Origin of the sequence: Erythrobacter sp. HKB08 (genome assembly GCF_004114695.1) — a bacterium.
Classification (GTDB): domain Bacteria; phylum Pseudomonadota; class Alphaproteobacteria; order Sphingomonadales; family Sphingomonadaceae; genus Parerythrobacter_A.
The window spans coordinates 2,404,769-2,429,987 of sequence record NZ_CP035310.1 but is presented as its reverse complement, the minus strand read 5'-3'; the positions used below and the strand labels follow the sequence as shown (position 1 = coordinate 2,429,987).

General features: G+C 64.6%; 30 protein-coding genes. 15 read left to right on the top strand and 15 right to left on the bottom strand.

All coding sequences use genetic code 11. The features are described 5' to 3' along the window. Positions 1-3: 3 nt before the first annotated feature. The gene (locus EO245_RS11765) at positions 4-801 is read left to right on the top strand and encodes a DUF2189 domain-containing protein (RefSeq protein WP_128893104.1); all 798 of its coding nucleotides are present in this window, start codon (positions 4-6) and stop codon (positions 799-801) included. Here the strand turns inward: EO245_RS11765 and rsmA are convergent. The 4 genes from rsmA to EO245_RS11745 all read right to left on the bottom strand — a co-directional run bounded on the left by rsmA (position 794) and on the right by EO245_RS11745 (position 6,399). Further along, positions 794-1,615, bottom strand: a complete 822-nt coding sequence (gene rsmA, locus EO245_RS11760; protein WP_128893103.1) for a 16S rRNA (adenine(1518)-N(6)/adenine(1519)-N(6))-dimethyltransferase RsmA — start codon at positions 1,613-1,615, stop codon at positions 794-796. The two genes, EO245_RS11765 and rsmA, sit on opposite strands and share 8 nt — an antisense overlap. Next, the gene (gene pdxA, locus EO245_RS11755) at positions 1,608-2,639 is read right to left on the bottom strand and encodes a 4-hydroxythreonine-4-phosphate dehydrogenase PdxA (RefSeq protein ID WP_234026891.1); all 1,032 of its coding nucleotides are present in this window, start codon (positions 2,637-2,639) and stop codon (positions 1,608-1,610) included. Before pdxA ends, rsmA begins: the two co-directional genes overlap by 8 nt. Next, a complete protein-coding gene (locus EO245_RS11750; RefSeq protein WP_199798653.1) occupies positions 2,636-4,030 on the bottom strand; it encodes a peptidylprolyl isomerase in 1,395 nt (464 codons plus the stop codon). Before EO245_RS11750 ends, pdxA begins: the two co-directional genes overlap by 4 nt. A gap of 125 nt (positions 4,031-4,155) precedes the next feature. Further along, a complete protein-coding gene (locus EO245_RS11745) occupies positions 4,156-6,399 on the bottom strand; it encodes an LPS-assembly protein LptD (RefSeq protein ID WP_234026890.1) in 2,244 nt (747 codons plus the stop codon). Between the two features lie 133 nt (positions 6,400-6,532). On the opposite strand from EO245_RS11745, the gene EO245_RS11740 reads away from it, so the two are divergent. The 7 genes from EO245_RS11740 to EO245_RS11710 all read left to right on the top strand — a co-directional run bounded on the left by EO245_RS11740 (position 6,533) and on the right by EO245_RS11710 (position 10,508). Continuing rightward, complete coding sequence (locus tag EO245_RS11740; RefSeq protein ID WP_128893100.1) at positions 6,533-7,990, top strand: leucyl aminopeptidase; 1,458 nt, start codon at positions 6,533-6,535, stop codon at positions 7,988-7,990. Between the two features lie 30 nt (positions 7,991-8,020). Continuing rightward, positions 8,021-8,167: a DUF2256 domain-containing protein gene (locus EO245_RS11735; RefSeq protein WP_128893564.1), complete on the top strand. Its 147-nt coding sequence runs from the start codon at positions 8,021-8,023 to the stop codon at positions 8,165-8,167. Continuing rightward, positions 8,164-8,592: a DNA polymerase III subunit chi gene (locus tag EO245_RS11730; protein ID WP_128893099.1), complete on the top strand. Its 429-nt coding sequence runs from the start codon at positions 8,164-8,166 to the stop codon at positions 8,590-8,592. Before EO245_RS11735 ends, EO245_RS11730 begins: the two co-directional genes overlap by 4 nt. A 55-nt stretch (positions 8,593-8,647) precedes the next feature. Next, positions 8,648-9,148, top strand: a complete 501-nt coding sequence (locus EO245_RS11725; RefSeq protein ID WP_128893098.1) for a hypothetical protein — start codon at positions 8,648-8,650, stop codon at positions 9,146-9,148. A gap of 74 nt (positions 9,149-9,222) precedes the next feature. Continuing rightward, complete coding sequence (ndk, locus tag EO245_RS11720; RefSeq protein ID WP_128893097.1) at positions 9,223-9,645, top strand: nucleoside-diphosphate kinase; 423 nt, start codon at positions 9,223-9,225, stop codon at positions 9,643-9,645. Positions 9,646-9,710: 65 nt separating this feature from the next. Continuing rightward, a complete protein-coding gene (locus tag EO245_RS11715) occupies positions 9,711-10,100 on the top strand; it encodes a nuclear transport factor 2 family protein (protein ID WP_128893096.1) in 390 nt (129 codons plus the stop codon). A gap of 33 nt (positions 10,101-10,133) precedes the next feature. Continuing rightward, complete coding sequence (locus EO245_RS11710) at positions 10,134-10,508, top strand: nuclear transport factor 2 family protein (RefSeq protein ID WP_164931317.1); 375 nt, start codon at positions 10,134-10,136, stop codon at positions 10,506-10,508. 25 nt (positions 10,509-10,533) lie between these two features. Here EO245_RS11710 and EO245_RS11705 read toward each other — a convergent pair whose 3' ends face one another. The 3 genes from EO245_RS11705 to purM are packed head-to-tail and all read right to left on the bottom strand — an operon-like array spanning position 10,534 to position 13,168. Next, positions 10,534-11,091 carry a hypothetical protein gene (locus EO245_RS11705; protein WP_128893094.1) on the bottom strand — a complete coding sequence of 186 codons (558 nt, stop codon included), beginning with the start codon at positions 11,089-11,091 and terminating at the stop codon, positions 10,534-10,536. 15 nt (positions 11,092-11,106) lie between these two features. Beyond that, a complete protein-coding gene (purN, locus tag EO245_RS11700) occupies positions 11,107-12,072 on the bottom strand; it encodes a phosphoribosylglycinamide formyltransferase (RefSeq protein ID WP_128893093.1) in 966 nt (321 codons plus the stop codon). Then, positions 12,065-13,168, bottom strand: coding sequence for a phosphoribosylformylglycinamidine cyclo-ligase (gene purM / locus EO245_RS11695; protein ID WP_128893092.1), 1,104 nt, complete (start codon positions 13,166-13,168; stop codon positions 12,065-12,067). The genes purN and purM overlap by 8 nt, the downstream gene beginning before the upstream one ends. Before the next feature lie 71 nt (positions 13,169-13,239). Here purM and EO245_RS11690 point away from each other — a divergent pair, with 71 nt between their 5' ends. Genes EO245_RS11690 through EO245_RS11675 form a run of 4 tightly spaced genes read left to right on the top strand, consistent with a single transcriptional unit; the run spans position 13,240 to position 16,238 of the window. Next, complete coding sequence (locus EO245_RS11690) at positions 13,240-14,523, top strand: heavy-metal-associated domain-containing protein (RefSeq protein ID WP_234026889.1); 1,284 nt, start codon at positions 13,240-13,242, stop codon at positions 14,521-14,523. A gap of 10 nt (positions 14,524-14,533) precedes the next feature. Beyond that, complete coding sequence (locus EO245_RS11685; RefSeq protein WP_128893091.1) at positions 14,534-15,145, top strand: ATPase; 612 nt, start codon at positions 14,534-14,536, stop codon at positions 15,143-15,145. A gap of 26 nt (positions 15,146-15,171) precedes the next feature. Then, positions 15,172-15,873, top strand: coding sequence for a serine O-acetyltransferase EpsC (gene epsC, locus EO245_RS11680; RefSeq protein ID WP_128893090.1), 702 nt, complete (start codon positions 15,172-15,174; stop codon positions 15,871-15,873). Then, positions 15,873-16,238 (top strand): DUF2794 domain-containing protein, encoded by a 366-nt coding sequence (locus tag EO245_RS11675; protein WP_164931316.1) that lies wholly within the window; start codon positions 15,873-15,875, stop codon positions 16,236-16,238. Before epsC ends, EO245_RS11675 begins: the two co-directional genes overlap by 1 nt. Before the next feature lie 3 nt (positions 16,239-16,241). Here the strand turns inward: EO245_RS11675 and EO245_RS11670 are convergent, their stop codons facing one another. The 4 genes from EO245_RS11670 to EO245_RS11655 all read right to left on the bottom strand — a co-directional run bounded on the left by EO245_RS11670 (position 16,242) and on the right by EO245_RS11655 (position 19,964). Next, positions 16,242-16,925, bottom strand: coding sequence for a DUF4328 domain-containing protein (locus EO245_RS11670; RefSeq protein WP_128893089.1), 684 nt, complete (start codon positions 16,923-16,925; stop codon positions 16,242-16,244). A gap of 139 nt (positions 16,926-17,064) precedes the next feature. Beyond that, positions 17,065-18,147 carry a hypothetical protein gene (locus EO245_RS11665; RefSeq protein WP_128893088.1) on the bottom strand — a complete coding sequence of 361 codons (1,083 nt, stop codon included), beginning with the start codon at positions 18,145-18,147 and terminating at the stop codon, positions 17,065-17,067. Between the two features lie 70 nt (positions 18,148-18,217). Then, positions 18,218-19,150 (bottom strand): SDR family NAD(P)-dependent oxidoreductase, encoded by a 933-nt coding sequence (locus EO245_RS11660; RefSeq protein ID WP_128893087.1) that lies wholly within the window; start codon positions 19,148-19,150, stop codon positions 18,218-18,220. A gap of 130 nt (positions 19,151-19,280) precedes the next feature. Next, positions 19,281-19,964 (bottom strand): HAD hydrolase-like protein, encoded by a 684-nt coding sequence (locus EO245_RS11655; RefSeq protein ID WP_128893086.1) that lies wholly within the window; start codon positions 19,962-19,964, stop codon positions 19,281-19,283. Between the two features lie 60 nt (positions 19,965-20,024). On the opposite strand from EO245_RS11655, the gene glmU reads away from it, so the two are divergent. Next, positions 20,025-21,383 (top strand): bifunctional UDP-N-acetylglucosamine diphosphorylase/glucosamine-1-phosphate N-acetyltransferase GlmU, encoded by a 1,359-nt coding sequence (gene glmU, locus EO245_RS11650; RefSeq protein ID WP_128893561.1) that lies wholly within the window; start codon positions 20,025-20,027, stop codon positions 21,381-21,383. Positions 21,384-21,390: 7 nt separating this feature from the next. Here the strand turns inward: glmU and EO245_RS11645 are convergent, their stop codons facing one another. Beyond that, positions 21,391-22,101 carry a glutathione S-transferase family protein gene (locus tag EO245_RS11645; RefSeq protein ID WP_128893085.1) on the bottom strand — a complete coding sequence of 237 codons (711 nt, stop codon included), beginning with the start codon at positions 22,099-22,101 and terminating at the stop codon, positions 21,391-21,393. Positions 22,102-22,201: 100 nt separating this feature from the next. Between EO245_RS11645 and EO245_RS11640 the strand changes: the two genes are divergently transcribed. Beyond that, entirely contained in the window at positions 22,202-22,450 is a 249-nt protein-coding gene (locus tag EO245_RS11640) for an HNH endonuclease (protein ID WP_370246157.1), read from the top strand. Between the two features lie 63 nt (positions 22,451-22,513). Here EO245_RS11640 and EO245_RS11635 read toward each other — a convergent pair whose 3' ends face one another. Then, entirely contained in the window at positions 22,514-22,756 is a 243-nt protein-coding gene (locus EO245_RS11635; RefSeq protein WP_128893083.1) for a DUF1153 domain-containing protein, read from the bottom strand. A 282-nt stretch (positions 22,757-23,038) separates the two neighbouring features. Here EO245_RS11635 and EO245_RS11630 point away from each other — a divergent pair, with 282 nt between their 5' ends. Next, the gene (locus EO245_RS11630; protein WP_128893082.1) at positions 23,039-23,386 is read left to right on the top strand and encodes a PilZ domain-containing protein; all 348 of its coding nucleotides are present in this window, start codon (positions 23,039-23,041) and stop codon (positions 23,384-23,386) included. 78 nt (positions 23,387-23,464) lie between these two features. On the opposite strand, the gene EO245_RS11625 is transcribed toward EO245_RS11630, so the two are convergent. Together EO245_RS11625 and atpD are read right to left on the bottom strand one after the other, a co-directional pair. Beyond that, complete coding sequence (locus EO245_RS11625; protein ID WP_128893081.1) at positions 23,465-23,722, bottom strand: ATP synthase F1 subunit epsilon; 258 nt, start codon at positions 23,720-23,722, stop codon at positions 23,465-23,467. A 6-nt stretch (positions 23,723-23,728) separates the two neighbouring features. Continuing rightward, entirely contained in the window at positions 23,729-25,186 is a 1,458-nt protein-coding gene (atpD, locus tag EO245_RS11620; protein ID WP_128893080.1) for a F0F1 ATP synthase subunit beta, read from the bottom strand. Positions 25,187-25,219: the final 33 nt, after the last annotated feature.

Sequence of the window (25,219 nt, the reverse complement as noted above, 5' to 3'; positions counted from 1 at the left end):
GCCATGGTTACGACGACAGGGATCGATCAGCACGTTGAACCGCCGCCGGTGGAGGTCGCAAGCGACCTGCGCCTCGGCGATTTGGGCGGGGCCCTGGCGGCCGGTTTCGCCGATTTCAGGGCGCACCCGATCTACGGGCTGTTCTTCGCCGCCATCTATGTCGGCACCGGGATATTCCTCTACTTCGCGCTGGTCGAATGGGGGCAGGCCGAATGGCTCATCCCTGCGACTGCCGGCTTCCCGCTGATCGCACCGTTCACCGCGGTCGGCCTGTACGAGGTCAGCCGCCGACGCGAGGCCGGCCTGCCGATTGGCTGGGGCGCGGTTCTCGGAGCCCTCAAGGGACACGGTGACCAGCAGATCATGTTGATGGGCGGGATCGTCTTCGTCGCCTTCAGCTTCTGGATGATCGTCGCGCACGGCATCTTCGCGATCTTCATGGCGGAATCCGGCGTGGGATCGGAATCGATCGAGATGCTCGCGACAGATGCGGGACTTGCGATGCTCGCGGTCGGATCAATTGTCGGCGGGCTGATGGCGCTCGCCTTTTACGCGATTACCGTGATGAGCCTGCCGATGCTGGTCGATCGCGAGACCGACTTCCTCTCGGCCATCTTCGCGAGCCTCAAGGCGATCCGCGACAATCGCTTCGTGCTGCTGGTCTGGGCGGCAATCATCGCGATTGCGCTGTTCGTCGCGATGGTCCCGGCGTTTCTCGGCCTGCTCGTCGTCCTGCCGGTCCTCGGCCATGCGACATGGCACCTCTATCGCCGAACCGTGACGGCAGGCGCGGCTAGCTGAGCAAGCGGGCCAGCGCGACGAATTCCGCGACCGAGACGGTTTCGGCGCGGCGCGTCTCCTCGATCCCGATGCCGGCAAGCGCCTCGACCGCGCCCGGCACGCTCTTGAGGCTCTGGCGCAGCATCTTGCGGCGCTGGCCGAAGGCGGCCTCGGTCAGCCGTTCGAGGACGCGAGCGGAGACGCCCTCGGGAGCATCTCCCGGCGTGACATGGACGATGGCGCTCATGACCTTGGGCGGCGGGGTGAAGGCGCTGCGATGCACCTTCATCGCGAGCTTCGCCTGCGCGCGCCACTGGGCAAGCACCGCAAGGCGGCCATATGCGCTCGTTCCCGGCTGCGCGACGATGCGTTCGGCCACCTCGCGCTGGAACATGAGGGTGAGCGAGGTCCACTGCGGCGGCCAGTCCTCGCCCGACAGCCAGCGCACGAACAGCGCCGTGCCGACATTGTAGGGAAGGTTGGACAGCACAGCGAACGGCTCTCCCCCCATGATCTCGCCGTGGTCGAGCTTCATCGCATCGCCCTCGATCACGGTGAGCTGCCCGGGAAACGCCTCGGACAATTCGGCAAGCGCGGGCAGGCAGCGGCGGTCCATCTCGATTGCGCTTACCCTCGCGCCCGCCTGGAGCAGCGCGCGCGTCAGGCCGCCGGGGCCGGGACCGACCTCGAGCACCGGCTTGTCGTCGAGATCGCCGGGAATGGCGGCGATCCGCTCGAGCAATTGCGCGTCGAACAGGAAGTTCTGCCCCAGCGCCTTGGATGCGCTCAGACCATGCTTGGCGATGACTTCGCGCAGCGGGGGGAGGTCAGCCATCGACGCGGTGTCCGGCGCGGCGGCGGGCGCAATCGCCGGCCATGCGGATCGCGGCGATCATCGCGCCGGGATCGGCCTTGCGCTCGCCCGCGATATCGAAGGCGGTCCCGTGATCGGGACTGGTGCGGATGATCGGCAGGCCGAGCGTCACATTGACCCCTTGGTCGAAATCGAGCGCCTTGATCGGGATGAGTGCCTGGTCGTGATACATGCATAGCGCCACATCGAACCCGTCGCGGCTATGCGGCGTGAACAGCGCATCGGCGGCGTGCGGGCCGGTCACATCGAAACCGTCTTCGCGAAGGGTGCGAATGGCAGGCTCGATAATGCGCGCTTCCTCGTCCCCGAAAGCGCCGTTCTCGCCCGCATGCGGATTGAGACCTGCGACCGCGAGGCGGGGGCGCTCAAGACCGAAATCGCGCTGCAATGCACGGGCCACGACGCGCGCTCTGCGGACGATGAGCTCGACCGACAGGCGCTTGGGAACATCGGCGATGGCGACATGGATCGTCAGCGGCACGGTGCGCAGCGTCGGCCCGGCAAGCATCATCGCGGTGTCCTGCACCATGACATCGCATTTTAGCGCGAGATATTCGGTCTGGCCCGGGGTCGGGAAACCGACCGAGGCGAGTTCGGCCTTGGCGACAGGCGCTGTGACGACGGCGCTCGCCCGACCCGCAAGTGTATGGGCGATGGCACTGTCGAGCGAATGCAGCGCCGCGACGGCGCCCTCGCGGTCGGGATTGCCGGGGCGGTAATCGCCATTGTCGGTCTCGATTACGGGCAGGCCCTCGCCGAATGCGGCGCCCGCCTCCGCCGGATCGGATATGCGCACCACCGGGCAATCCACACCGCGCATGGCGGCGGCTTCGCGGATTATCGCCGGATTTGCCTCTAGGAAGAAGGGATCGAGGCGCTGCGTCGAGCGATCCGCCCAGGCACAGGCGATCAGCTCAGGACCGACGCCCGCCGGATCACCCAGCGAGAGGGCGATGGGCGGCAGGCTGTCGGACCGCGCGCTCAATTATACCGGATGTCGGCGTCGTTGCGCAGGTCGCGCAGGAACGCCTGAGCGCGCTTTTCGATGCGCTCGTTCTCGATTTCCTGGCGAATGTCCTCGACCGACTGCTGCGCGCCGGCCTGCGGCATTTCGCGGCTGCACAGCATGAGGACGCGGACGCCTTCTTCGAGCGAGCCGAAGGGCTGCGTGATCTGGCCGACCTGCATGTTGAGCACGGCCTGCTGCAGCTGGCCCGGAAGCGTGCGGGCGGGGACGGCGCTGTTCGGTACGACCTCTGCGCCGATCTGCGCAGCGACATCGTCGACTGCGGCACAGCCACCGGCGGACTGGATCGTCGAGGTGAACTGCTGGATCTGCTGCGCAGCCTGTTCTTCCGTCGCACCTGCGGGGATCTCGATCGAGATCTGCTTCAGGCCGAGGCGTGCATCGCGCGGATCGGCCGAGAGTACCTGGCGCTTGTCGATCAGCAGGATGATGTTGAAGCCGCCCGGGATCTCGACCGGGCCGACAAGCTGGCCGACCTGCATCTGGCTGACCAGCTCCGACATCTCATTCGGCAGGCGGTTCAGCTGCACCCAGCCGAGATCGCCGCCGACCTCGCGCGTCGAGGCTTCGGAGAACTGGCGGGCATAGGCGACGAAGCTGCCGCCCTGCTGGATCTGCTGCACGATGGCATTGGCGTTGCGCGCTACCGCTTCGCGCGTTTCGGGCGTGGCGCTCAGGTAGATTTCACCGATGCGGTATTCGTCGGTGCCACGCGTCGCTTCGAGCTGTTCGAGGCGCTCGCGCGCTTCTTCGGCCGAGACGTTGATGAACGGCACGACATTGCGGCGAAGCAGGCTCTGCCAGGCGATCTCGCCGCGAATCTGCTGCTTGAGCGAGATGGCCGACGAGCCGAATTGCTCGAGCTGCCTGTCCATCGAGCCGACCGGGTCCGGGCTCGAAGCGAAATTGCGCTGCGCGACCTCGGCGTAGCGCTGTTGGACCATCGCTTCCTCGACCACCATTTCCTGCGCGGTTGCGGCCTGGATCTGGAGAACCTCGTCGATCAGGTTGGTCAGGACCTGCATGCGGACCTGTACCAGTTCCTGCGGGCTCAGCTCACCGCCCGAGGTCGAAACCAGCAGCGCGACGCGCTGGGCGAGGTCGGTACCGGTGATGACCCGGCCGTTCACGACGGCGATGGGCGAACGGTTGTTCTCGTCTTCGAGCTTGGCAAGCACGGCTGCGGCCGGAATGCCGTAAGGACCGACGCGAACTTCCTGCTGCGCGGCAGCAGCGGCCTGCGCATCCTGTGCCGCCTGCGCATCCTGCGCGGCAGCGGCTACCGGCGTGGCAGCGAGGGAAGCGGCGGCAAGCCCGCCAAGAAGCTTGGTAACGAATTGGTCGATCACGATTTTGGTTTCCGTCTCTCGCGCGTTTCGACGCGCCGAATTAGCAGTTCGCCCTGTAGGAGCGCGGCTTAACGCAAGCTGAGTGTTTGGGTCAAATGCGCAATGTGGGCAAACGCTGCGAAGGCTCAGCGGAAGCCGAAATTACGGATGGCGAAATAGAGCTGGAAGGTATCGCCGCGCTGCGCGTCGCCTGCGGTGATATAGTCGCGGCGCCAGGTCAGCCCCATCTCGAGGCAGTCGTCCTGATAGGCGACGCCGAGGCGCGTGCGGATCGGCTCGAAACCGTCCGAAGTGAGCAGCGGATCCTCGTCGCGGTCGGTGAGGTTGAACACGCCCGACCCGAATACCGACCAGTAGCGGGCGAAAGCCACGCGGGTCGCGACGCGCAATTCCTCGCGGTCCTGCAAATCCTCGATGCCGGCGGCGATATCGCGGTTGAGCCGCAGGTAGCCGATCTCGGCATAGGTGCTTTTCGAGCCGACCGCTGCGTCGAACTCGTTGCGGCGGATCGAGAAACTGTCCTTGTCGAGCCGGTAGCGGTGGGTGAGCTTGAGGAAATCGCGATAGCGAACTTCGGTTCGGCCGACGAAGTCCGACACGCGTTCCGAAAGCCCTGTCCCGTCGACGAGAATGTCCTGGTCCTTGTCGAGCCGGTAGGACTGGCCGAGCGTGGTGCGCACACGCAGCCCTGGACGCTGCAGCTCCCAGTCGAAGCCGTAGGTGATGCGCGCCCCGTCCTCGACCCGGTCATATCCGGGGAAGCGGTTGAGCGCGAAGAGGTTCGAATCCTCGAGATCGATCGCGCGCGCATCTTCGTTCGGCACGGCAAGATTGCGGATCGGCGGGCTCGCGACGAACTGGACGCGCGGGGTGAAGACCTGCGTGCCGCCGAATGCCTCGCCCACGAAGGGCCACTGCATGTCGACCGCTGCAACTGCGACGCCGCGCGTCTGCCAACCCGGGTTGCCGCGATAGATCGCGGTCTGCGTCAGGAAGTTCTCGTCGCTGTGATAGACGTCGCCGCGCACCAGCCCGGTTAGTGTAATGACCTGGCCGAGGTTGGTGAGACGCTTCAGATCCCACCGTGCGCTCGCGAAAGCGCGCTGCGTGTCTTGCCCCTCGTCACGGAACAGCGCGAGCGAATTGGCCTGCAGCTGGACATTGCCGCCAAGCCCGAGCGGGTCGTCGAAGCGGTGGCGGTAGTCGATCACCGGAAGGACGAAAGGCACCTGTCCCTGCGGCTGGTTGAGGCGCAGCGTCTGCGTCGCCCAGCCGGCAATCGAGAGATAGGAATCGTCGTCGATCCGTTCCGCATCGACCATCGAGCGCAGGCGGTCGTCACGGCTGATGTCATAGCGGCGAAGGAAGGTACGGTCGCTGGCGAGGCGCAGCGAGCCGGTGATGCTCCATTCCGGCGTGAACTGGAACTTGCCGTTGGCGAAGACATAGCCGCGCGGATCGCTCTCGCTCGTCGGGACACCGGTGAAGTCGGAAATACGGCGGCTCTGCGTCGCGTAGCCGGTAATCTGGTAGGCGCCTTCGGCTGCGAGGTGGCGCCATTTCGCGGACACCATCGGCGGAGCTTCGGTAAAGAGGTAACCGGTGACTTCCAGGTCCTGGTTCTCGGCGACCCGGACGTAGTAGCTGCCCGAGACCTCCACGCCGTTCGATTCCGAGACGCGCAGGTCGGGAACGAGGAAGCCGGACACCGCTTTGCCGTCGGTCCTGACGGTTAGGCCGGGCAGCGGCAGGATGCGCGCACCGAACAGCTCGAGATAGGCGCCTCGGAAGCGGACGCGGTTGTCCTGCGGATCGTAGGTCACGCGCTCGGCAGTGATACGCCAGCTCGGGTCCTTGTCGCAGCCGTCCTCGTCGGCCACCGCGCAGGCGCTGTAGACTGCGTTGTTGAGTTCGATCGTGCCGTCTTCGCCGCGCTCGCCGCCGCGTGCGGCCAGCCGGCCGCCTTCGCGCAGCGCGAGCAGCAGGTCTTCCATCGCACCTGCCTCGAAGCGGTCGTTGAGCACGACGCTCTGGGTGTAAAGCTGGTTGCCGGCTTCATCGACCGCGCGCACATTGCCGGTCGCGGTGATCGTGCCGGCGGGCCTGTCCCACACGACCTCGTCTGCGCGGACCGACTGGTCTTCGCTACGCAGGATGACATTGCCGCTGGCGATGACGATGTCGCGTTCCGAATCGTAAGCGAGGTTGTCAGCCTCGAACGCGATCTGGCGAGCGCTTTCCTGCGAAACCTCTTCGACCGGTTGCGGCTCGGCCGCCTCGACCTCCTGCGCGGCGGCAGCGGCGGGCAGGGTCCATGCCAGCGCGACCAGCGCCATCCCGCCGAGACGGGGAACCGCCCGGCGGCTCATGCAATGAATGGAGGCAGGACGCGCCGGGTGCATGGCTTGCCTATCGCACCACCCGCGCCTAATCGCAATCGCGACAAGCGGCTCGCCGCCCGAAGGCGAACGCCGCGTAACAGCAGGTTTTTCTGGAGCACCCATGCAGATCAATTTCACCGATACCCGGCCTTCGGACGCGCGGCTCGTGGCGCATATTGTCGACAAGGGCAAGATGCCTTCCGGTCTCGAAGCCTCGATCGACGAAGGTGCCAGCGTCGCCCGTTTCGAGGGCAAGCCGGGCCAGTTCTTCGACAGTTTCGTGGAACGCGGCGGCAAGACGGTGCGCGTTGCACTGGCAGGTGCAGGCGAGCCGGGCGTCGATGCGCGTCATGCGAATCTGGAAAAGGCCGGTGCTGCGCTGGCGGCCAGTTACCTGACCAGCGGCGCGAAGGAGATCGTGCTCGACCTGTCCGGTAGCGGCCTCGACCATATCGAAGCCTGCGCCGCGCTGCTCGGCCTGCGCCTGCGCAGCTGGCGCTACGACATCTATCGCACGCGCATGAAGGACGAGCAGAAGGTGACGCTCGAAAGCGTGACCGTGGTCGGCGCCCCCGACGGGACCGAGGCCGAGTGGGCGAACTACGCCGCGCTTGCCGAGGGTATCGATTTCACCCGCGAACTCGTCGCCGAACCGGCTAACAAGGTCTATCCGGTCAGCTTCGTCGAACGCTGCGAGAAGCGTTTCGATGGCACTGGCGCGAAGCTCGTCGTGCTCGACGAGGACGCGATGGAAGAACTCGGCATGGGCGCGCTGCTCGGCGTCGGGCAGGGCAGCGAGCAGCCTTCGCGCCTTCTCGCGATCGAGTGGAACGGCGGCGGCGACGAAAAGCCCATCGCCTTCGTCGGCAAGGGCGTGACTTTCGACACCGGCGGCATCTCGATCAAGCCGGGGCCCGGCATGTGGGACATGAAGTGGGACATGGGCGGCGCAGGCGCAGTAGCGGGCGCAATGCTCGCACTGGTCAAGCGCAAGGCCAAGGCGAATATCGTCGGCGTCGTCGGCCTCGTCGAGAACATGCCCGACGGCAAGGCGCAGCGTCCGGGCGACATCGTTACCTCGATGTCGGGCCAGACGATCGAAGTGCTCAACACCGATGCCGAAGGCCGCCTCGTGCTGTGCGACGCGCTGCACTGGGTGCAGACCGAGTATTCGCCTGCGCGCATCGTCGATTTCGCGACGCTGACCGGTGCCATGCTCATCGCGCTCGGCAATGAGCACGGCGGCATGTTCGCCAATGACGACACGCTGGCCGAAGACCTGCTCGCAGCAGGCCGCCAGACGGGCGACAAGCTGTGGCGCATGCCGCTCGGCCCGGCCTACGACAAGCTGATCGATTCCCCGATCTCGGACATGAAGAACATCGGCCCGCGCGAGGCGGGTTCGATCACCGCGGCGCAGTTCCTCAAGCGCTTCATCATGGACGACACGCCTTGGGCGCACTGCGACATCGCAGGCATGGTCTGGTCGGAGAAGCCGGGTCACACCTGGGGCAAGGGCGCGACCGGTTATGGCGTTCGCCTGATGGACCAGCTGGTCCGCAACACCATCGAAAACTGATCGAAAGGGGAAGGGCTGTTCGTGGCGCGGATGCGACGCAAGTCGGACTTGCCGAGCAAGATCTGCGAGACCTGCGGGCTGCCCTTCACCTGGCGAAAGAAGTGGGAGCGGGACTGGGAGAACGTCCGCTATTGCTCCGAAAAATGCCGGCGCAACAAGGGGAAGGGTGAGGCATGAGGGTCGACTTCTACCAGCTGAGCCGCGACCCGGTCGAGAAGGTCACTGCATTGCTGGCAGGCAAGGTCGTCGACAGCGGCGGCAGGCTGCTGGTCGTGTCCGACGAGGCGGGGCAGCTCGACAGGGTCGAAGAGGCGCTGTGGGCTGCCCACCCGCCCGAGTTCCTCGCCAATGGCCGCGCCGATGCGGCCCATGCCGAACGCCAGCCCATCCTTCTGTCCGCAACGTGCGACGCTGCAAACGAGGCGCGGATGATCCTGTTCGCCGACGGGAAGTGGCGCGAGGAAGCTCGGCAGTTCGATCGCGCCTTCCTGCTGTTCGACGACAGCACGATCGAACAGGCCCGCAGCCTGTGGCGCGAGATGGACGGGCAGGAGCGTAATTTCTGGAAGCAGGACGGCGCGCGCTGGGTGAAGGCTGCCTGATCGCTTGTCGCCCGGCACGGTCCTGACCTATCCTGGCTCCAAAGGGAGGAATTCCATGCGCATATTCGTTCTTTCACTCTCGGCAATGGCCGTGCTTTCCGCGTGCGGGTCGGACGACAGCGTAACGGTCGAGACCGAAGATGGCGAAACCGTCGCCTACAGCGGCGCAAGCTCGGACGATGGTTCGACCACGGCAACCATAACGACCGATGAAGGCACCGCGACCATGCGCACCGGGGCCGATGCGAGGGTCGATCTTCCGCTCGGCTTCAAGCTCTACCCTGGCGCACAGGTGGTGAGCTCGACGACTTTCGACCAGGCGGGCGAACGCGGTGCGCTGCTCACCTTCGTAAGCGATGCATCGCCAGACGAGCTGATCGCCTTCTATCGCAAGGCTGCCGAGGGCGCGGACATCTCCATCGAAATGAGCCTGACGACGGACAATTCGAAGATCATCGGCGGCAAGGGCGCGGGCGAGCGCACTTTCTCGTTCAGCACCGTGCCCGGCCCGGACGGCAAGACGCAGGGGCAATTGATGATCGGCACTGGCGGCTGACGCTTGCGCCGCGCGCCTCCCGGGGGTAGAGGCGCGCCGCAAGAATTCTCCCCAACCAATCTAAGGAATACCCCATGGCGGTTACCCGCACCTTTTCGATCATCAAGCCCGATGCCACCCGTCGCAACCTGACCGGCGCGGTCACCAAGATGCTCGAAGACGCCGGCCTTCGCGTCGTCGCTTCCAAGCGCATCCACATGACCAAGGAACAGGCCGAAGGCTTCTACGCGGTCCACAAGGAACGCCCCTTCTTCGGTGAGCTCGTCGAATTCATGATGTCCGGCCCGGTTGTCGTGCAGGTTCTCGAAGGCGAAGACGCCGTGAAGCGCAACCGCGACATCATGGGCGCGACCAACCCGGCCGACGCTGCCGAAGGCACGATCCGCAAGACCTTTGCCGAATCGATCGAGGCCAACACGGTCCACGGTTCGGACAGCGACGAGAACGCGAAGATCGAGATCGACTTCTTCTTCGACGAAGATGAAATCGTTGGATAATCAACGCGAAATCTGATCCAGATTAATTTTTGGACCGACTCGGCCCCGCGTGTTAGGCAAGCCTCATGCGCGGGGCCAATCCCAAGGCCGTCGCGAGTCGGTTTTTGGCCGCGATCGAGGCAGAAGACCTCGATACGATTGAGAGCTTGCTGGCGAACGATGTCGTCTACACGGACAGTCGCGGAGATAGCATCTCCGGCTACTCGTCCTGTGTCGAAGCCATGCGCCGCATGTTCGAAATGGACATTGCCTTCGCAATCCAGCCCTCATCGATGACGCAAGCGGGTGAGAATGTCCTGATCAGGGGGCGTTGCTCTTCGCGCGATCCGCGTCTCAACGCGCAGTGCCTGTGGCGCTTCCGCGTGCGGAACGGCAAGCTCGCCGAATACCAGTCGCATCGCGCATCCGATCCGCCCGCCTTCGCCCGCTTTCTCATGCCGGAAGCGGTCTGCTGAAGCATGGCGTTGTTCGGCCCCTCCCGAAAGCAGGTGGCCCGCCGCCTGATCAGCGGTTTCAATGCCGGTGATGTCGAGCTGGTCGACAGTTCGATTACCGATGATTTCCGGTTCATCGACAGCGGGGAAGGCGTGATTGCCGGCCGCGACGATTTCCTCGAGGTATACGACCGTTTCACCGAGCTGGTGCCGCGCTTCACCATCCATGTCGAAACGATCTCCGAGCAAGGGGTCGAGGTATATGTGCGCGGGCGCATCGAGACCGACGAGCCGGAAATGGCACGCGATACCCATTGGCGCGTCGTGGTCCGGGAGGACCGCGTGTGCGAGTGGCAGAACTATACGCGCGCCGAGCCCGTGCCCTTCGCATTGCTCATGGGCTACAGTTCCTCGGCTGCCGCCGACTGACTTTTTCGGAGCAGTGCAGGCCCGCTCAGGCCTGCGACTTGGCCTGTGCTATCATCTCGTCGAGATCGGCAGTCATTCCGCCTAGCCGCGAATCCTTCGCGTTCGCCCGCCGCCTTCCGATCTCGACCTGCACGTGGCTCATGAAGTCCTTGCGCTGCGCGACGAGCAGGGCGAGCAGGTCGGTCGTCGGCTCCTCCGGCTTCTCGAGCATCCGGCGCGCCGCCTTGTGCGCGACGACCAGCGGATCGAGCAGCTTGGGCCTGCGTCCCTGGTAGGTCCGGCCGCTCTTCACATAGGCATCGCCGTCGACATTGGGGAAGAACAGCCGCCCCTGTTCGGTCAGCACGCTGGCGGAAACATAGGCCTTTGCGAGCAGCTTGGCGCGCTCGTCCTCGGGTAGCGGGCAAGGGGCTTTCGCGCAGACCTCCACGGTGACCAGCGTATCGATCGCATCGTCCGCCCAGGCCGCGACGTCACGGCTTCGGCGCGCTTCGGTCTGGTAGCGGTGATAGCGGAAATAAACGCCGACCAGTGTGACGACGATCGATCCGGCGACCCCCAGCCATCCCAGAAGATTCTCCATCGCTCGCTCGTCCCCCTAAAACTCGTCCGCCGCATCGAGCAGTTTCGTCGCCTTCTTCGGGGCGACCTGCCGCCAGCTGCGCTCGAGCCATTCTGCGACATGGCTCCAGTCGACACCGGGGCGGTTGAGGATCACCCCGATCCATCCCGAAGCGCCATAATAGGCCGGCTTGAAATACGCGTCCGGCCGATTCTCGACGAGGTCGAGCAGCTCGTCCATGCCCGAGGTCTTGACCAGCAGCGCGATATGTTCGCTGCCGTGGTGCTGGTCGTTGAAATAGGCGAAATACTTGCCCGACTTCTCGCTTCCCGCCCGCCAGCCGGGCGAGCCGTGGCTTTCGCGCTCATGCGTTTCGGGCAGGACGAGGGCGAGTTCGCGCACCTTGGCGAGCAAATGGTCGGGATCGTTCCCGCGCGAGACGTATTCGGCGAGCACCCGCGGGTAGAGCTGGTGTTCGGCAACCCGCACCCGATTGGCGAGCTTTTCCGGCGTATCGCCCGGCCAGATGGCAACCTCGATCCGGCCGAGCGCCTGCCCGGCGTCGAGCTCCTCCGTCACCAGGTGCACCGTCGCACCGCCATGACTGTCTCCCGCCTCGATCGCGCGTTTGTGCGTGTCGAGACCGGGATATTTCGGCAGGAGCGATGGGTGGATGTTGAGCATCCGGCCAGCCCAGCGCTTCACGAAAGCGCTGTCGAGGATGCGCATGTAGCCGGCAAGGACGATATAATCCGCCCCGGCGCCGAGTGCGGCCTCCTCCATCGCGGCATCATGTGCTGCGCGCGCCATTCCGCGATGCGACAATGCGAAGGTCGCGACGCCTTCAGCCGCTGCGAGTTTCAGTCCTTCGGCGTCGGGATCGTTGGCCGCGACGAGGACGATTTCGTAAGGGCAGCTATCGGCGCGGCTGGCGTAGAGCAGGGCGGCCATGTTCGTGCCCTTGCCCGATATGAAGACGGCGACTTTCGCCTTCTCAGGCAAGGTGGGTCGCTTCCCAGTCGTCTTTCGCCGACCACGTGCCTGTCGAGCCGGAGACGGTGCAACCGCGCTCGCCTTCCTCGATCCGGCCGATGACGAAGGCGGTCTCGCCCGCTTCCTTCAGTGCCGCCATGACCCCGTCTGCCTCGGCTTCCTCGACCGCCAGCACCATGCCGACGCCGCAATTGAAGGTGCGCGCCATTTCGGCAGGCTCGATATTCCCCTGCGCCTGCAGGAACGCCATCAGCCGCGGCTGTTCCCAGCTGTCGGCATCGACGCGGGCATGGCTGCCCTTGGGAAGAACGCGCGGGATGTTCTCGAGCAGTCCGCCGCCGGTGATGTGCGCCAGCGCAGCGATCCGCCCTTCGCGGATCAGCGGAAGCAGTCTCTTCACGTAAATGCGGGTCGGTTCGATCAGAGCGTCGATCAGCAGGCGCTCCGAATCGAATATGGCCGGGCGATCGAGTTTCCAGCCCTTGTCCGCCGCGAGCCTGCGCACGAGCGAATAGCCGTTCGAATGGACGCCCGAAGAGGCAAGGCCGACGAGTACCATGCCGGGCGCAACCTTCTCGCCGGTCAGCTGCTCGCCGCGCTCGACCGCGCCGACGCAGAAGCCTGCCAGGTCGTAATCGCCCTCGGCATACATGCCCGGCATCTCCGCAGTCTCGCCACCGATCAGCGCGCAGCCTGCATCCTTGCAGCCCCCGGCGATGCCCGCGATGACGCGCTCGGCGACGCCGTTCTCCAGCTTGCCGGTTGCAAAATAATCGAGGAAAAACAGCGGCTCTGCGCCCTGCACGATCAGGTCGTTGACGCACATCGCGACGAGATCGATGCCGACCGTGTCGTGCCGGTCGTAATCGATCGCGAGCTTGAGCTTGGTGCCGACACCGTCATTGGCCGCGACGAGCAGCGGATCGCTGTAGCCGGCTGCCTTCGGATCGAAGAAGCCGCCGAAGCCGCCAATCTCGCTATCCGCGCCCGGGCGGGCGGTTGCCTTCACCAGCGGTCCGATCGCCTTGACGAGCGCATTGCCCGCCTCGATCGAGACGCCTGCACCTTCGTAGGTGTAGCTTTCCTGCGACGTGTCCCCTGACATGCGCACAGGCAATAGTCTTTCCCGCTTGGATTTCCATGTTTCATTCGGCAAAAGGCTGCGAGTTTTCCCCGATGACACTTTTTCCCGCCCTCTCGACCCGCCCGCGCCGCCTCCTCGCTCTTGCGAGTGTAGGCCTTGTCGTCCTCATCATGTTGGTCTGGGCGAGCACCCGGCTGGTCGCACAGATCGAGGGTCCGCGCGGCATCGCCCCGGTCGCCAGCAGCAGCGACTACGAAGTGACCGGCATCGAAGTGAATGTGAAGGGCGACAACGCGCAGGACGCGCGGGAAAAAGGCTGGCGCGAGGCGCAGAAGCTTGCCTGGGAAAAGCTCGATGGGCCTTCGCTTCCGGACAACCAGCTTTCCGGTCTCGTTTCGGCAGTAGTGATCGAGCAGGAACGCATCGGGCCGCGGCGCTATATCGCCAGGCTCGGGGTGATCTTCGACCGTACGCGCGCCGGGCGCTATCTCGGCGGCGAATCCCAGCGCGCGCGTTCCGCCCCCATGCTGCTCGTGCCCGTGACGATCAGCGGCGGCACGCAGATGGTCTACGAGCAGCGCAATCCCTGGCAGCGCGCCTGGGCCGAGTTCAATCCGGGATCGAGCCGGATCGACTATGTCCGCCCGTCGGGTGCCAATGGCGATTCCCTGCTTGTCACCTACGGCCAGACCGGCCGGCGCAGCCGCCTGTGGTGGCGCAACGTGCTCGACGAATTCGAGGCTGCCGATGTCCTCGTACCGATTGCGCGGCTCAGCTATCGCTATCCCGGCGGTCCGATCGACGGGACGTTTACCGGCCGTTACGGCCCCGATAACACCTATCTCGGCAGCTTCACGCTGACCGCGGCAAGCCAGCAGCAGCTTCCGGCCATGCTCGAGCAGGCGGTGGCGCGGTTCGATACGATGTTCGGCAATGCGCTGTCCGAAGGGAAGCTCAAGCCCGATACGACGCTCAGTGTCTCGTTGCAGGATACCGATCCGACGCTCCAGCGCCTTATCGAACTCGGCCGAGCGGTCGAAGCACGTGAACGCGCGGCTCGCGAGGCAGCTGCGGGTGAAGGCACGGGCGAGGGCGTGAACGGTACCGCTACCCCGACCCCGGCGCCGACGGTTGCGGTGGTCAACTCCTACGTTGTGCAGTTCGCCAGTCCCGATGCGGGCGCGATCGATGCAACGCTCGCCGCGGTCCGGGCGACCCCCGGCGTGCGCGGTGCGGCGACGAGCAGCCTCGCGATCGGCGGAACCTCGGTGATGCGCGTGAGCTATGGCGGTTCGCTAGCCGAACTGGCCGCGGCGCTGCGTGGCAGGGGCTTCACGGTCAACCAGGGCAGCAACGCGCTCGCCATCAGCCGATAGGCCTCCTGCGATGACGCAGATCGTCCTGCCGCTCGAATTCCAGTCCGATTCCGACCCGGGCCGTATCGTCGTCGGCAATGCGAATATCGCGGTCGTCGAGGCGCTGCGCGATCCGGCGAACTGGCCGTTCCGCACCGCGATCCTCGGCGGACCGGCGCGCTCGGGAAAATCGCTGCTGGGAAAGTGGTTCGCCGCGCAAGGGGCGGGCGAGACGATCGACGATGCGCACCTGCAAGACGAGACGGCGCTGTTCCACCGCTGGAACCGCGCCCAGGAGGACGGTACGCCGCTGCTGCTGATTAAGGGCGAGGACAGCTGGAATATTGCGCTTCCCGACCTCAGGAGCCGCCTCGGCGCGGCGCTGCCGCTCGAAATCGGCGCACCCGACGACGACATGATCGCCGAACTGATTGAAAGCCATGCGGCACAGCGCGGTCTTGCGCTCGGCGAAGGGGCACTTACCTATCTCGTACCGCGCACCTCGCGCAGCTTCGCCGATATCGAGCGCCTCGTGGCGATAATCGACCGGCTGAGCCTCGAACGAAAGGTGCCGGCAACGCTTTCCGTCTGGCGCGATGCGCTGGATGCATTGCAGGGTCCGGAACAGGGTCGCTTGCTCTAGGCGGCCGAAAATGGGAGGATAACCCCATGTTTGCACGGCTGAAGGCCTATCTGGACTCGGTCCGCGCCCGCGATCCCGCGCCGCGATCGCGCTGGGAAGTGATGCTCTATCCGGGAGTCTGGGCGCTCGGCTTTCACCGCATCGCGCACTGGCTGTTCGAAGCGAAGCTCTATTTCCTCGCGCGGCTGATCAACCACATTTCCCGCTTCCTGACCGCGATCGACATCCATCCGGGCGCGAAGATCGGGAAGCGTTTCTTCATCGACCACGGTTTCACCGTCATCGGCGAGACTGCCGAGATCGGCGACGACGTAACGATCTACCAATGCGTCACCTTGGGCGGGACCAATCCAACCAGCGGCATCGGCGGCAAGCGTCACCCGACCATCGGCGACAATGTCATCATCGGCTCGGGCGCACAGGTCATCGGGCCTATCACGGTGGGCAAGCGCGCACGCATCGGTGCCAATGCCGTAGTGACCGACGAAGTGCCGGAAGGCGCCACGATGATCGGCCTCAAGGCCCGCTCCACGCTTGTTCCTGCAGAGGAATGGATCCGCGAGTTCATTCCCTACGGAACGCCGTGCGACGAACCGTGCGAGGACCAGATCGCGTCGAGCAATCGCAAGCTCGAAGGCGTTGAGGCGGAGCTCGCCCGGTTGCGCGCCGAGGTCGAGGCTCTCAAATCCTCGTCCGAGCCGGTCAAGAAAAGCGGGACGGATAGCTGATGGCGTCAGGAATGGGCGGCTCGCCGCTCGGTACGGTCGTTCCCTTTCCCGGCGGCAAGGCCGGGCAGGTCGGTTTCGACCGCGAGGAACTCCAGCGCATTCTCGATTTATACGGCCGCATGGTCGCCGCCGGCGAATGGCGCGACTACGCGATGGATTTCACCAAGGATTGCGCCACGTTCGCGGCCTTCCGCCGCACGGCCGAGCGCCCGCAGGCCCGCGTCGAGAAGCGGCCTGCGCTGCGCAACCGGCAGGGCATGTGGACGCTGTTCGGCGAGCACGGCCAGGTGCTGAAACGCGGCCACGACTTGCTCAATGTGCTCGCCCCGATGGAGCGGCGCCTCGTGAAGGCGGTCGACGACTAGGCGCTATTCGAAGGTCGCGCCGACGTGCATCGAATCCGATTGCGCGGCGGTGATCGACCTGACCAGCTTAAGCAGCAGGAACGTCGCGCCGGCCAGCAGAAGCGTGGCAAATCCCCCCATCGCGAACTCCATCCACACCGGCGTGTAGAGGATGAGATTCGTGAAGACATTGACGAACAGCTTGAAGATCAGCGCGGTTTGCACCGCGATGGCGACGAGATAGGCCGTCCACCACGCCGCGACGTCCTCGACACCGGAATGCGCGTGTTCGGGGATCTCGCCCTGGCTGCGATTGTGCAGTTCCCGCATGGCGCGGAAAGGCACGACGAGATTGACGAAGGGGATGAAGTAGCTGCCCACAGCCCATCCTGCGCCATAGTCCATCTCGACGCCTTGTTCCGACAGGTTCGAATGCGCGCGGTAGATCCAGATAAGCAGTGAGATCGAGAGGAACATGGCGCTTGCCAACCATACCAATCCGACGATGCCGGGCAGGAACACCATCCAATTGGGCTCCGGACTACCGCCACCGGCCGTAACGATGATCGGCGGCGGGGGCCGGAACATGATGTAGGCCGTCACCGCGAGCTGCACGAGCGAGGCGGCGATGAATGCCCAGCCAGCGATCTGCACGAGGCGCGAACGGAAGGCGAGCATGGCCAGCCCGCGGCTGGAACGCATCAGCATGGCGCGTTGCTTTGAAGCGACTGCGCGGCGCGCAGGGCGAGTGCTTCGATTTTCATGATTGCGACCCCCAAAGGAAAACCCCCGCGCGTTATGCGCGGGGGTCTCGAACCGGGTCAATACCCGGCGCTTGGCCTGTGGATCAGGCGCTCAGGGGTGCGGAGATCGGCAGGCGGGCCTGCAGCGTCTCGGGCAGCTGGTGCACGACCACACGGCGGATCGGGCTCCAGAAAGCGCTCAGCATGAGCAGGGCGGAGCCGATGACCAGTGCGGTCAGCGCGACGTTCAGCTCGACGGCACCGAAGCGGTCGAACAGGAAGGTCAGCGCCACCAGCACATAGGCGAGGGCAGAGACCAGCAGCGCGCGGCGGTCGATCGCAAGGGCGATGATGCCGAACAGCACATAGACGCCGAGCACTGCGAAAGCCCCGCCGAAGCCGATCGTGCTGCCTTCCGTCACGCCGAGCGTGTGGAAGATCGGATGCGCGATCATCGGCGCGGCGAGCAGGTGCAGCCAGAAGGCCACGTCGCTGCGGCGCGTCTGGCGCTCGCGGTCGCTCGTGTCCCAGCGCATCGCGAAGCCGAAGATCGCGAGGCCGAGGATGAAGACCAGCGGCATCACGATGTCCTGCGGATTGTCGATCTGCTTGGGGCCGATGGCAGTCACGACCAGCGCGATGACGGTGACGGCGACTGCGCCGGCACCGGCGGCGATGGTGATCGGCACCATGAAGCGGCGCCAGTGCAGCCAGGCGGCACCCGCCGTGATCAGCGCGGAAGCCGACAGCAGGAGGCCTGCGAGCCGGGCATTCTCGTTGCCGAAATTGTCGCCTTCGAACAGCATCACGATCGTGCCGAGCTGGGTGACGAAAACCCCGCCGACGAAAGCGAGCAGCAGGACGATGCTGGGCAGGGCCATGCGGCGCTTGCGAGTGAAGAATTCCGCCATGCCCCAGGCGGCGCCTGCCACGAGCAGCCCCGAGAAGGGCGGCGGGCCGTTGAGGTTGGGCGTGATCGCCTGACCGATACCCGCCATCGCGACGAGCAGCAGGATTGCGGCGATGGTGACGAAAATGTCGTTGAAACTGTTGATCAGCCGGAAATGTTCTTCATCGCCGGCAGGCGCCTCGCGCGAGACGCGGACCGAATTGCGCAGCGCATCTGCCGCTTCGGCGGTGATCGCTCCGGTCGCGACCGCAGTGCGCAGGTCGTCTTCTGTATACATGGGCGTACTCCTCCCCTGTGGAAGGGTCGGGGTACGCCCAGTGTGTTAGTGTGTCAATACAGTATGTGGATTACCCACGGGTGCTGGTCGGAACCGAGTCGCCGAGCACCTTCTGCATCGCCTTGAGGATCGAGCCCGACTGCTCGCTGCCGCTCTGCGGGGCGATCAGGTTCGAGAAGTCGGAGATCTTGTCCCAGTTCTCGGCGAAACCTTCGACCGTGCGCTGGTCTTCCGGCAGCCAGACGGCGTCGTTCATGACAGTCCATGCGCTGTGGTAGCCGCCTGCACCGGCACCGACGATCGCATTGGTCGGCGCATCTTCGCTGACGAGGAAGAGTGCGGCCGGAACGACGTTCACCGGATCGAACAGCTTGAAGGCCTCTTCCGGGAAGAGATCTTCGGTCATGCGCGTGCCGGCGACCGGCGAGAGCGTGTTGACCTTGATGTTGTACTTCGCGCCTTCGAGCTGGAGCGTCTTGGTCAGGCCTGCGAGGCCGAGCTTTGCCGCGCCGTAGTTTGCCTGGCCGAAGTTGCCGAACAGGCCGGTCGAGGATGCGGTCATAAGGATACGGCCATAGGCCTGCTCGCGCATGGTTTCCCAGCACGCCTTTGTGGCCATGGCCGAACCGGTCAGGTGGACCTTGACGACGAATTCGAAGTCGGCCGGTTCCATCTTGGCGAAGGTCTTGTCGCGCAGGACGCCCGCGTTGTTGATCAGGATGTGAACGCCGCCCCACTTCTGCTTGGCGTCGGCGACCATCTTTTCCATCTGGTCGTATTCGGTGACCGATGCGCCGTTGGCGATCGCTTCGCCGCCGGCCTTTTCGATTTCCTCGACGACCTGCGCGGCCATGTCCGAAGTGCCGGTGCCGTCGCGCGAACCGCCGAGGTCGTTGACGACGACCTTTGCGCCGCGGCGACCGAGTTCGAGTGCATACTCACGGCCCAGACCGCCGCCAGCGCCGGTGACGATGGCTACCTTGTCCTTGAAGTCGATGCTCATGAAGGTGTCCTCCTGATGTGGCCGCCTGCGGCCTTACGTTGACGTAAATGTGAGGGCGGGTTGGCACTTTCCTGCGCGCCTTGCAACCGTATGCATGGCATCGCGCCATGCCGTAGGGGCAGCCCGCCGCTTACAGGCCTTCGAGGGCAGGAATGAGGCCCGGCAGCGAATCGATCACTGCATCCCCGCCGAGCTCGTGCGGCGGCTTGTCGCAATAGCCGTAAGCCGCGACCACGACCGGCACCTGGGCCCCGCGCGCGGCGGCAACGTCGTAAGTGCTGTCGCCGACGAAGGCGAAGCGCCCGCCGCCGCAACGCTTCTGCGCCTCGATCACCGGATCGGGAGCGGGCTTGGCGAGATACTTGCCGTCCGCCCCCTTGCCGAGGCTGTTGCCGCCGATGATCGTCACGAAGCGATCGGCAATCCCGACCTGGGCGAGGATCGAGGTGGCGAATTCTTCGAACTTGTTGGTCACGACCGCCATGGTGACCCCGCGCGAGGCGAGCATGTCGAGCGTTTCGAGCGCGCCGTCGAAGGGGCGCGAATGGACCGCGTTGTTCTCCGAATAATAGGCCAGCATCGCCTTGTAGAGCTTGCGGAACTCGTCTTCCGGCATGCCGCCCTGCTGGTCGACCGCGCGGGCCAGCATGATCTTCGCCCCGCCGCCGATCAGGTCCTTGCTGCTGTCGACCGGGACGGGATCGAAACCGCCCAGTTCGAGCGCGTGGTTCACCGCGCATCCGAGATCGCGGAAAGTGTCGAGAAGCGTGCCGTCGAGGTCGAACCCGATGGCGTCGAAGGAAAAATCGGCCATGTCGGGCGGACTGCCCGCTTGCTATGGAAACTGCAACAGTTTGCTGCCAAGGGCGTGAGCATGAGAGAATTCGCAGCCGTCATCCTCGCCGCGGGCAAGGGCACCCGCATGAAGTCCGACCTGCACAAGGTGCTGCACCCGATCGCGGGCCGGGCGATGATCGACCACCTGATGGCCTCGGTCGATGCACTCTCGCCCGCGCACAAGGTCGTCGTGGTCGGCGCGGGGCGCGAACAGCTGGAAGAAGCGCTGGGCGAACGGGCGAGCACCTGCCTGCAGGAGCCGCAGCTTGGCACCGGACATGCAGTGCAGCAGGCGCAGGGGCCGCTGGGCCAGTTCTCGGGCGATGTGCTGATCATGTATGGCGACGTGCCTTTCGTGCGCCCCCAGACCATGCAGGCAATGCTCGACCGGCTGCACGAGGGCGACGAGCCGGCTGCAGTGGTCCTCGCCTTCGAGCCGGACGATGCGCTCGCCTATGGCCGGGTGATTGCCGACGATGCCGGGCGCATCTCCAAGATGGTCGAATTCAAGGATGCGAGCGACGACGAGCGCGCCTGCCGCCTGTGCAATTCCGGCCTGATGGCGGCCAAGGCGGCGGATCTATGGGCGCTGCTCGACCGCGTGGGCAACGACAATGCGCAGGGAGAGTATTACCTCCCGGACATCGTCAATATCGCGATTGCCGACGGGCGCACTTGTGCAGCCGTGACGACCGACGATCCTGACGAGGTTGCCGGTATCAACAGCCGCGCCGAACTCGCGCAGGCCGAGGCGCAGTGGCAGGAATACCGCCGCGAGGAAGCCATGGCCGAAGGCGCCACGCTCAAGGCGCCTGAAACCGTCTTCTTCAGTTACGACACCGAGATCGGCCGCGACGTGACGATCGAGCCGCACGTCGTGTTCGGCCCCGGCGTCAAAGTCGCCGATGGCGCGAAAATCCGCGCTTTCAGCCACCTCGAGGGAGCGAGCGTGGGTGAAGGCTGCGAAGTCGGCCCATACGCCCGCCTGCGCCCCGGCGCGGTAATGGAGCGCGGTTCCAAGGTCGGCAATTTCGTCGAAATGAAGAAGGCCGTGCTGGGCGAGGGCGCGAAGGCCAATCACCTGACCTATCTCGGAGATGCGACGGTCGGGGCAGGGGCCAATATCGGCGCCGGCACGATCACCTGCAATTACGACGGCTACTTCAAGTACAAGACCGAGATCGGCCCGCGCGCATTCATCGGCTCCAACAGCGCGCTCATTGCCCCGGTCAAGATCGGCGCGGACGCGATCGTCGCAGCAGGCAGCGCGGTGAGCCGCGACGTGGCCGATGGCGAACTTCGCATGGTGCGCGCGGAACAGCTGGTGAAGCCGGGCTGGGCCGACCGCTTCCACGATGCGATGAAAAAGAAGAAGGCGGCGGAGAAGAAGGGCTGAGGCTTCTTCAGCCTTTCGCGAAATACTCCGCCTTGAAGCGTTCGAGCCATGAGACCAGGTTCGGGTGGCCTTCGATCATCGCTTTCATCGGGCTGACGAAGGGCACCCAGAGGATATTTGCGAGTAGCGAATAGACCGTGGCATCGGCCATGCTCGGCTTGGCGCCGAAGAACCACGGGCCTTCGCCGAGCAAGGCAGCCAAGGCATCTATATCCTTGCGCGCGATTGCTTCGATGTCCTCGGGATTGTGCAGGCCCAGTCCATGCCCTTCGAGCTGCTTGCGGACCGCACGACGGGCATAGGGTGCCAGGACGGTTCGCAACGGCGCCGGTATGTCGCCAAGGACCGATGACTTCAGGATCGGCCAGTTCTCATCTCTGCGCCAGCGATCGTAGACCATCGCCCAGTAGAGGTTTTCTTCGATCAGTCGCTGGATGGTGACGGATGTCGCTTTTTGTTGCGGGGTCAGGTGCGCATCGGGATCGACCTCGTATTCTTCCTTGAGGAAGTCGATAATCAGGGTGGAATCGCCGATGATCCGGCCGCCGTATTCGATCCATGGGGCCTTTTTCTTCGGTCCTCCGAAAGGCGTCGCTGCCGTGATGGAATCGTGCTCGATCCCTGTCATGCGAAGAAAGGCGTCGAGCTTGAGGCAGAACGGACTGACCGTTGGCAATCCCCATCGCCCCGGTAAATGGTAGGCCTTGAGCTTCGCCATCGCGTCCTCCCCTCGCTTTGGGAGCTTACGCAATTTGTCGGGATTAGCTAGGTCTGGCGCCTTGAAGGAAATTCAAGCCTGTTGGTTGTGCCACCGCCCGTTGGGTCGCAGGGTGCAGCATCATCACGTCGTTCCGAAATCGAAGAAGGGGCGCGATACCGTCCCTGTGCATCCGATCTGCCACAAGGCGATCCATGCCAATTTCACCAATGCCCAGCTTGCCAGGCTCGATGGCGACCGGGCGCCCTTGCTCGAGAACGAGGCGCTGGCGAAATTCGTCGACTGGGTGAAGGACAAGCCGCCCGACTTTCACGCACCGACCCGAACAGGGGGCAAGGGAAGGCGGTGAAGCCGGACGGCTTGCGGGTAGAAGACCAGCCGAAATGACGTTTGGTGAGCCGGGACCAGCGGCTCAGGTCAGTTCGAGGTCTTTACCTTCGGTTGTCTTTTTCCTTGCGACCTCTCGTTCCCAGCTCTCGAATTCCGAGCGGCTGAGCAGGTACCGCCAGCGGGCCTCATCGAAAGTGATCAGCTGGTCGCGAACGGCGCGCACGACTTCTTCCTTGCGCGTCTTGGACCAGTGGACATCGTAGCTTTCGGGAAGCCCGGCGCGCTTGATGCGCGAGGCGATATTTTCATGTGGGGGATATGGCATCGTTTCTCGCTCCGTTTTCAGCCCCCTGTGGCGGAAAAACTGGCTTTCGAGACTTAATTTCGACCTAACGGGCATGGTCGATACGCCATTAAGCATCCGAGCGGTGCAAGAGCTTCGACGAGTTGAGCGAATTCGCGCGAAACGACCGTATTCCAGATGCTTGGCGGGCTTCGAGCTGCGTATACCTCGGACAGTTAATGGAATGGAGGCAAGTTGTTAACTTGTGAGCGTTAGCACGGCTTCACGGGCGCAATTCGGCAATTGGATTGTGGGTGAAGATCGTTGGAACGACGCAGCCAGAAAAGAGATGAGACGCATGTTCCGGTAGAGCTGTTCGCTCGCGGGAAGGTGCATTCCGTGATGCTGGTCGATATTTCTATCGACGGCGTATTGCTCCAGGCTCCGAACATGGACCTCGGCGACGGTGAAGCCGTGCTGGTGCGCTTGTGCGGCCTGGCGAGCGCGGTCGCCCATGTCCGCTGGAGCGCGGACGGTTGGCTCGGCCTCGAATTCCGCCGGCAGCTTCATCCCTCGGTGAAGGATTTTACCCTGCACGAATACGACGGTGCCGAGCAGCTGCTCGGCGCGTTGAGGGACGCGCAGGCGGGTCAGGACGCGAAGGCCGCCTAGACTTCCGAAGACTGCTGCCGAACGAAAAAGGGCGACCCGTGGGGCCGCCCTTTTCTTTATCAGCTATGTGAGCCCGGATCAGGCTTCGACGTGCTCCGCGAGCACCGTCAGGCCGTTTTCGCCGACTTCGGCAAAGCCGCCGCGGACTTCGATCGTCTCGGGGGCGGAGCCTTCGGTCTTGTAGACCTGCACCGCACCGTCGCGGATCGTCGACATGAAGGGCGCATGGCCCTCCAGCACGCCGAATTCGCCTTCCGTGCCGGGGACGACCACCATGTGGACGTCTTCCGAACGGACCAGCTTGGCCGGCGTGACGAGTTCGAAGTGGAGAGCCATCGGTTCTTACGCTTCCTCGGCGAGCTTCTTGGCCTTGGCGACCGCCTGGTCGATGCCGCCGACCATGTAGAAGGCTGCTTCCGGCAGGTGGTCGTATTCGCCGTCGACGACAGCCTTGAACGACTTGATCGTGTCTTCGAGCTGGACGAACTCGCCCGGGATGTTGGTGAAGACCTCGGCCACGTGGAACGGCTGCGACAGGAAGCGCTGGATCTTGCGGGCACGGGCCACGGTCAGCTTATCTTCCTCGCTCAGCTCGTCCATGCCGAGAATGGCGATGATGTCCTGCAGCGACTTGTACTTCTGCAGGATTTCCTGGACGCGGCGAGCAGTCTCGTAGTGCTCGGTGCCGACGACGCGCGGCTCGAGGACCCGGCTGGTCGAGTCCAGCGGGTCGACCGCCGGGTAGATGCCGAGCTCCGAAATGGCGCGCGACAGCGTGGTCGTTGCGTCCAAGTGGGCGAACGAGGTTGCCGGTGCCGGGTCGGTAAGGTCGTCCGCGGGAACGTAGATGGCCTGGACCGAGGTAATCGAACCCTTGGTGGTCGAGGTAATGCGTTCCTGCAGGTTACCCATGTCGGTCGACAGGGTCGGCTGGTAGCCCACTGCCGAAGGAATACGGCCGAGGAGTGCCGACACTTCCGAACCCGCCTGGGTGAAGCGGAAGATGTTGTCGACGAAGAACAGGACGTCCTGGCCTTCCTGGTCGCGGAAATATTCAGCCATGGTCAGGCCCGAGAGAGCGACGCGTGCACGCGCGCCCGGAGGCTCGTTCATCTGGCCGAAGACGAGTGCAACCTTGGAACCTTCCGAGGTGGCGTTGCCGTCGGCGTCCTTGGCGATAACGCCTGCGTCGAGGAACTCGTGGTAGAGGTCGTTACCTTCACGGGTACGCTCACCGACACCGGCGAAGACGGACACACCACCGTGGCCCTTCGCGATGTTGTTGATGAGTTCCTGGATGAGAACGGTCTTGCCGACGCCTGCGCCGCCGAACAGGCCGATCTTACCACCCTTCGCATAAGGCGCGAGAAGGTCGATCACCTTGATGCCGGTGACGAGAATGCTGGCTTCGGTCGACTGGTCGACGAACAGCGGGGCTTCCGCGTGGATCGGTGCGGTCATGTCCGCGCCGATCGGGCCACGCTCGTCGATCGCTTCGCCGACGACGTTCATGATGCGGCCGAGCGTCTTGGGGCCGACCGGGACCGAGATCTGCGAACCGGTGTTGACCACTTCCTGGCCGCGGACGAGACCTTCGGTCGCATCCATCGCGATGGTGCGGACGGTGTTCTCGCCGAGGTGCTGCGCGACTTCGAGAACGAGCGTGTTTTCGCCGTTCTTCGTTTCGAGCGCGGTAAGAATTGCCGGCAGTTCGCCTTCGAAGGTCACGTCGACGACAGCGCCGATGACCTGGCTGATGGTGCCGTTGGTGGTCTGGTTGAGGACGGGGGCGGTGGCCATGTTCGTTTCCTTGCCTTTGCCTTAGAGCGCTTC

Excerpts from the sequence above, each read along its gene's own strand:
- EO245_RS11765 (WP_128893104.1), top strand. The coding sequence starts at position 4 with ATGGTTACGACGACAGGGATCGATCAGCACGTTGAACCGCCGCCGGTG.
- rsmA (WP_128893103.1), bottom strand. The coding sequence starts at position 1,615 with ATGGCTGACCTCCCCCCGCTGCGCGAAGTCATCGCCAAGCATGGTCTG.
- EO245_RS11745 (WP_234026890.1), bottom strand. The coding sequence starts at position 6,399 with ATGAGCCGCCGGGCGGTTCCCCGTCTCGGCGGGATGGCGCTGGTCGCG.
- EO245_RS11740 (WP_128893100.1), top strand. The coding sequence starts at position 6,533 with ATGCAGATCAATTTCACCGATACCCGGCCTTCGGACGCGCGGCTCGTG.
- EO245_RS11735 (WP_128893564.1), top strand. The coding sequence starts at position 8,021 with ATGCGACGCAAGTCGGACTTGCCGAGCAAGATCTGCGAGACCTGCGGG.
- EO245_RS11730 (WP_128893099.1), top strand. The coding sequence starts at position 8,164 with ATGAGGGTCGACTTCTACCAGCTGAGCCGCGACCCGGTCGAGAAGGTC.
- EO245_RS11725 (WP_128893098.1), top strand. The coding sequence starts at position 8,648 with ATGCGCATATTCGTTCTTTCACTCTCGGCAATGGCCGTGCTTTCCGCG.
- ndk (WP_128893097.1), top strand. The coding sequence starts at position 9,223 with ATGGCGGTTACCCGCACCTTTTCGATCATCAAGCCCGATGCCACCCGT.
- EO245_RS11715 (WP_128893096.1), top strand. The coding sequence starts at position 9,711 with ATGCGCGGGGCCAATCCCAAGGCCGTCGCGAGTCGGTTTTTGGCCGCG.
- EO245_RS11705 (WP_128893094.1), bottom strand. The coding sequence starts at position 11,091 with ATGGAGAATCTTCTGGGATGGCTGGGGGTCGCCGGATCGATCGTCGTC.
- purM (WP_128893092.1), bottom strand. The coding sequence starts at position 13,168 with ATGTCAGGGGACACGTCGCAGGAAAGCTACACCTACGAAGGTGCAGGC.
- EO245_RS11690 (WP_234026889.1), top strand. The coding sequence starts at position 13,240 with ATGACACTTTTTCCCGCCCTCTCGACCCGCCCGCGCCGCCTCCTCGCT.
- EO245_RS11685 (WP_128893091.1), top strand. The coding sequence starts at position 14,534 with ATGACGCAGATCGTCCTGCCGCTCGAATTCCAGTCCGATTCCGACCCG.
- epsC (WP_128893090.1), top strand. The coding sequence starts at position 15,172 with ATGTTTGCACGGCTGAAGGCCTATCTGGACTCGGTCCGCGCCCGCGAT.
- EO245_RS11675 (WP_164931316.1), top strand. The coding sequence starts at position 15,873 with ATGGCGTCAGGAATGGGCGGCTCGCCGCTCGGTACGGTCGTTCCCTTT.
- EO245_RS11670 (WP_128893089.1), bottom strand. The coding sequence starts at position 16,925 with ATGCTGATGCGTTCCAGCCGCGGGCTGGCCATGCTCGCCTTCCGTTCG.
- EO245_RS11665 (WP_128893088.1), bottom strand. The coding sequence starts at position 18,147 with ATGTATACAGAAGACGACCTGCGCACTGCGGTCGCGACCGGAGCGATC.
- EO245_RS11660 (WP_128893087.1), bottom strand. The coding sequence starts at position 19,150 with ATGAGCATCGACTTCAAGGACAAGGTAGCCATCGTCACCGGCGCTGGC.
- EO245_RS11655 (WP_128893086.1), bottom strand. The coding sequence starts at position 19,964 with ATGGCCGATTTTTCCTTCGACGCCATCGGGTTCGACCTCGACGGCACG.
- glmU (WP_128893561.1), top strand. The coding sequence starts at position 20,025 with ATGAGAGAATTCGCAGCCGTCATCCTCGCCGCGGGCAAGGGCACCCGC.
- EO245_RS11645 (WP_128893085.1), bottom strand. The coding sequence starts at position 22,101 with ATGGCGAAGCTCAAGGCCTACCATTTACCGGGGCGATGGGGATTGCCA.
- EO245_RS11635 (WP_128893083.1), bottom strand. The coding sequence starts at position 22,756 with ATGCCATATCCCCCACATGAAAATATCGCCTCGCGCATCAAGCGCGCC.
- EO245_RS11625 (WP_128893081.1), bottom strand. The coding sequence starts at position 23,722 with ATGGCTCTCCACTTCGAACTCGTCACGCCGGCCAAGCTGGTCCGTTCG.
- atpD (WP_128893080.1), bottom strand. The coding sequence starts at position 25,186 with ATGGCCACCGCCCCCGTCCTCAACCAGACCACCAACGGCACCATCAGC.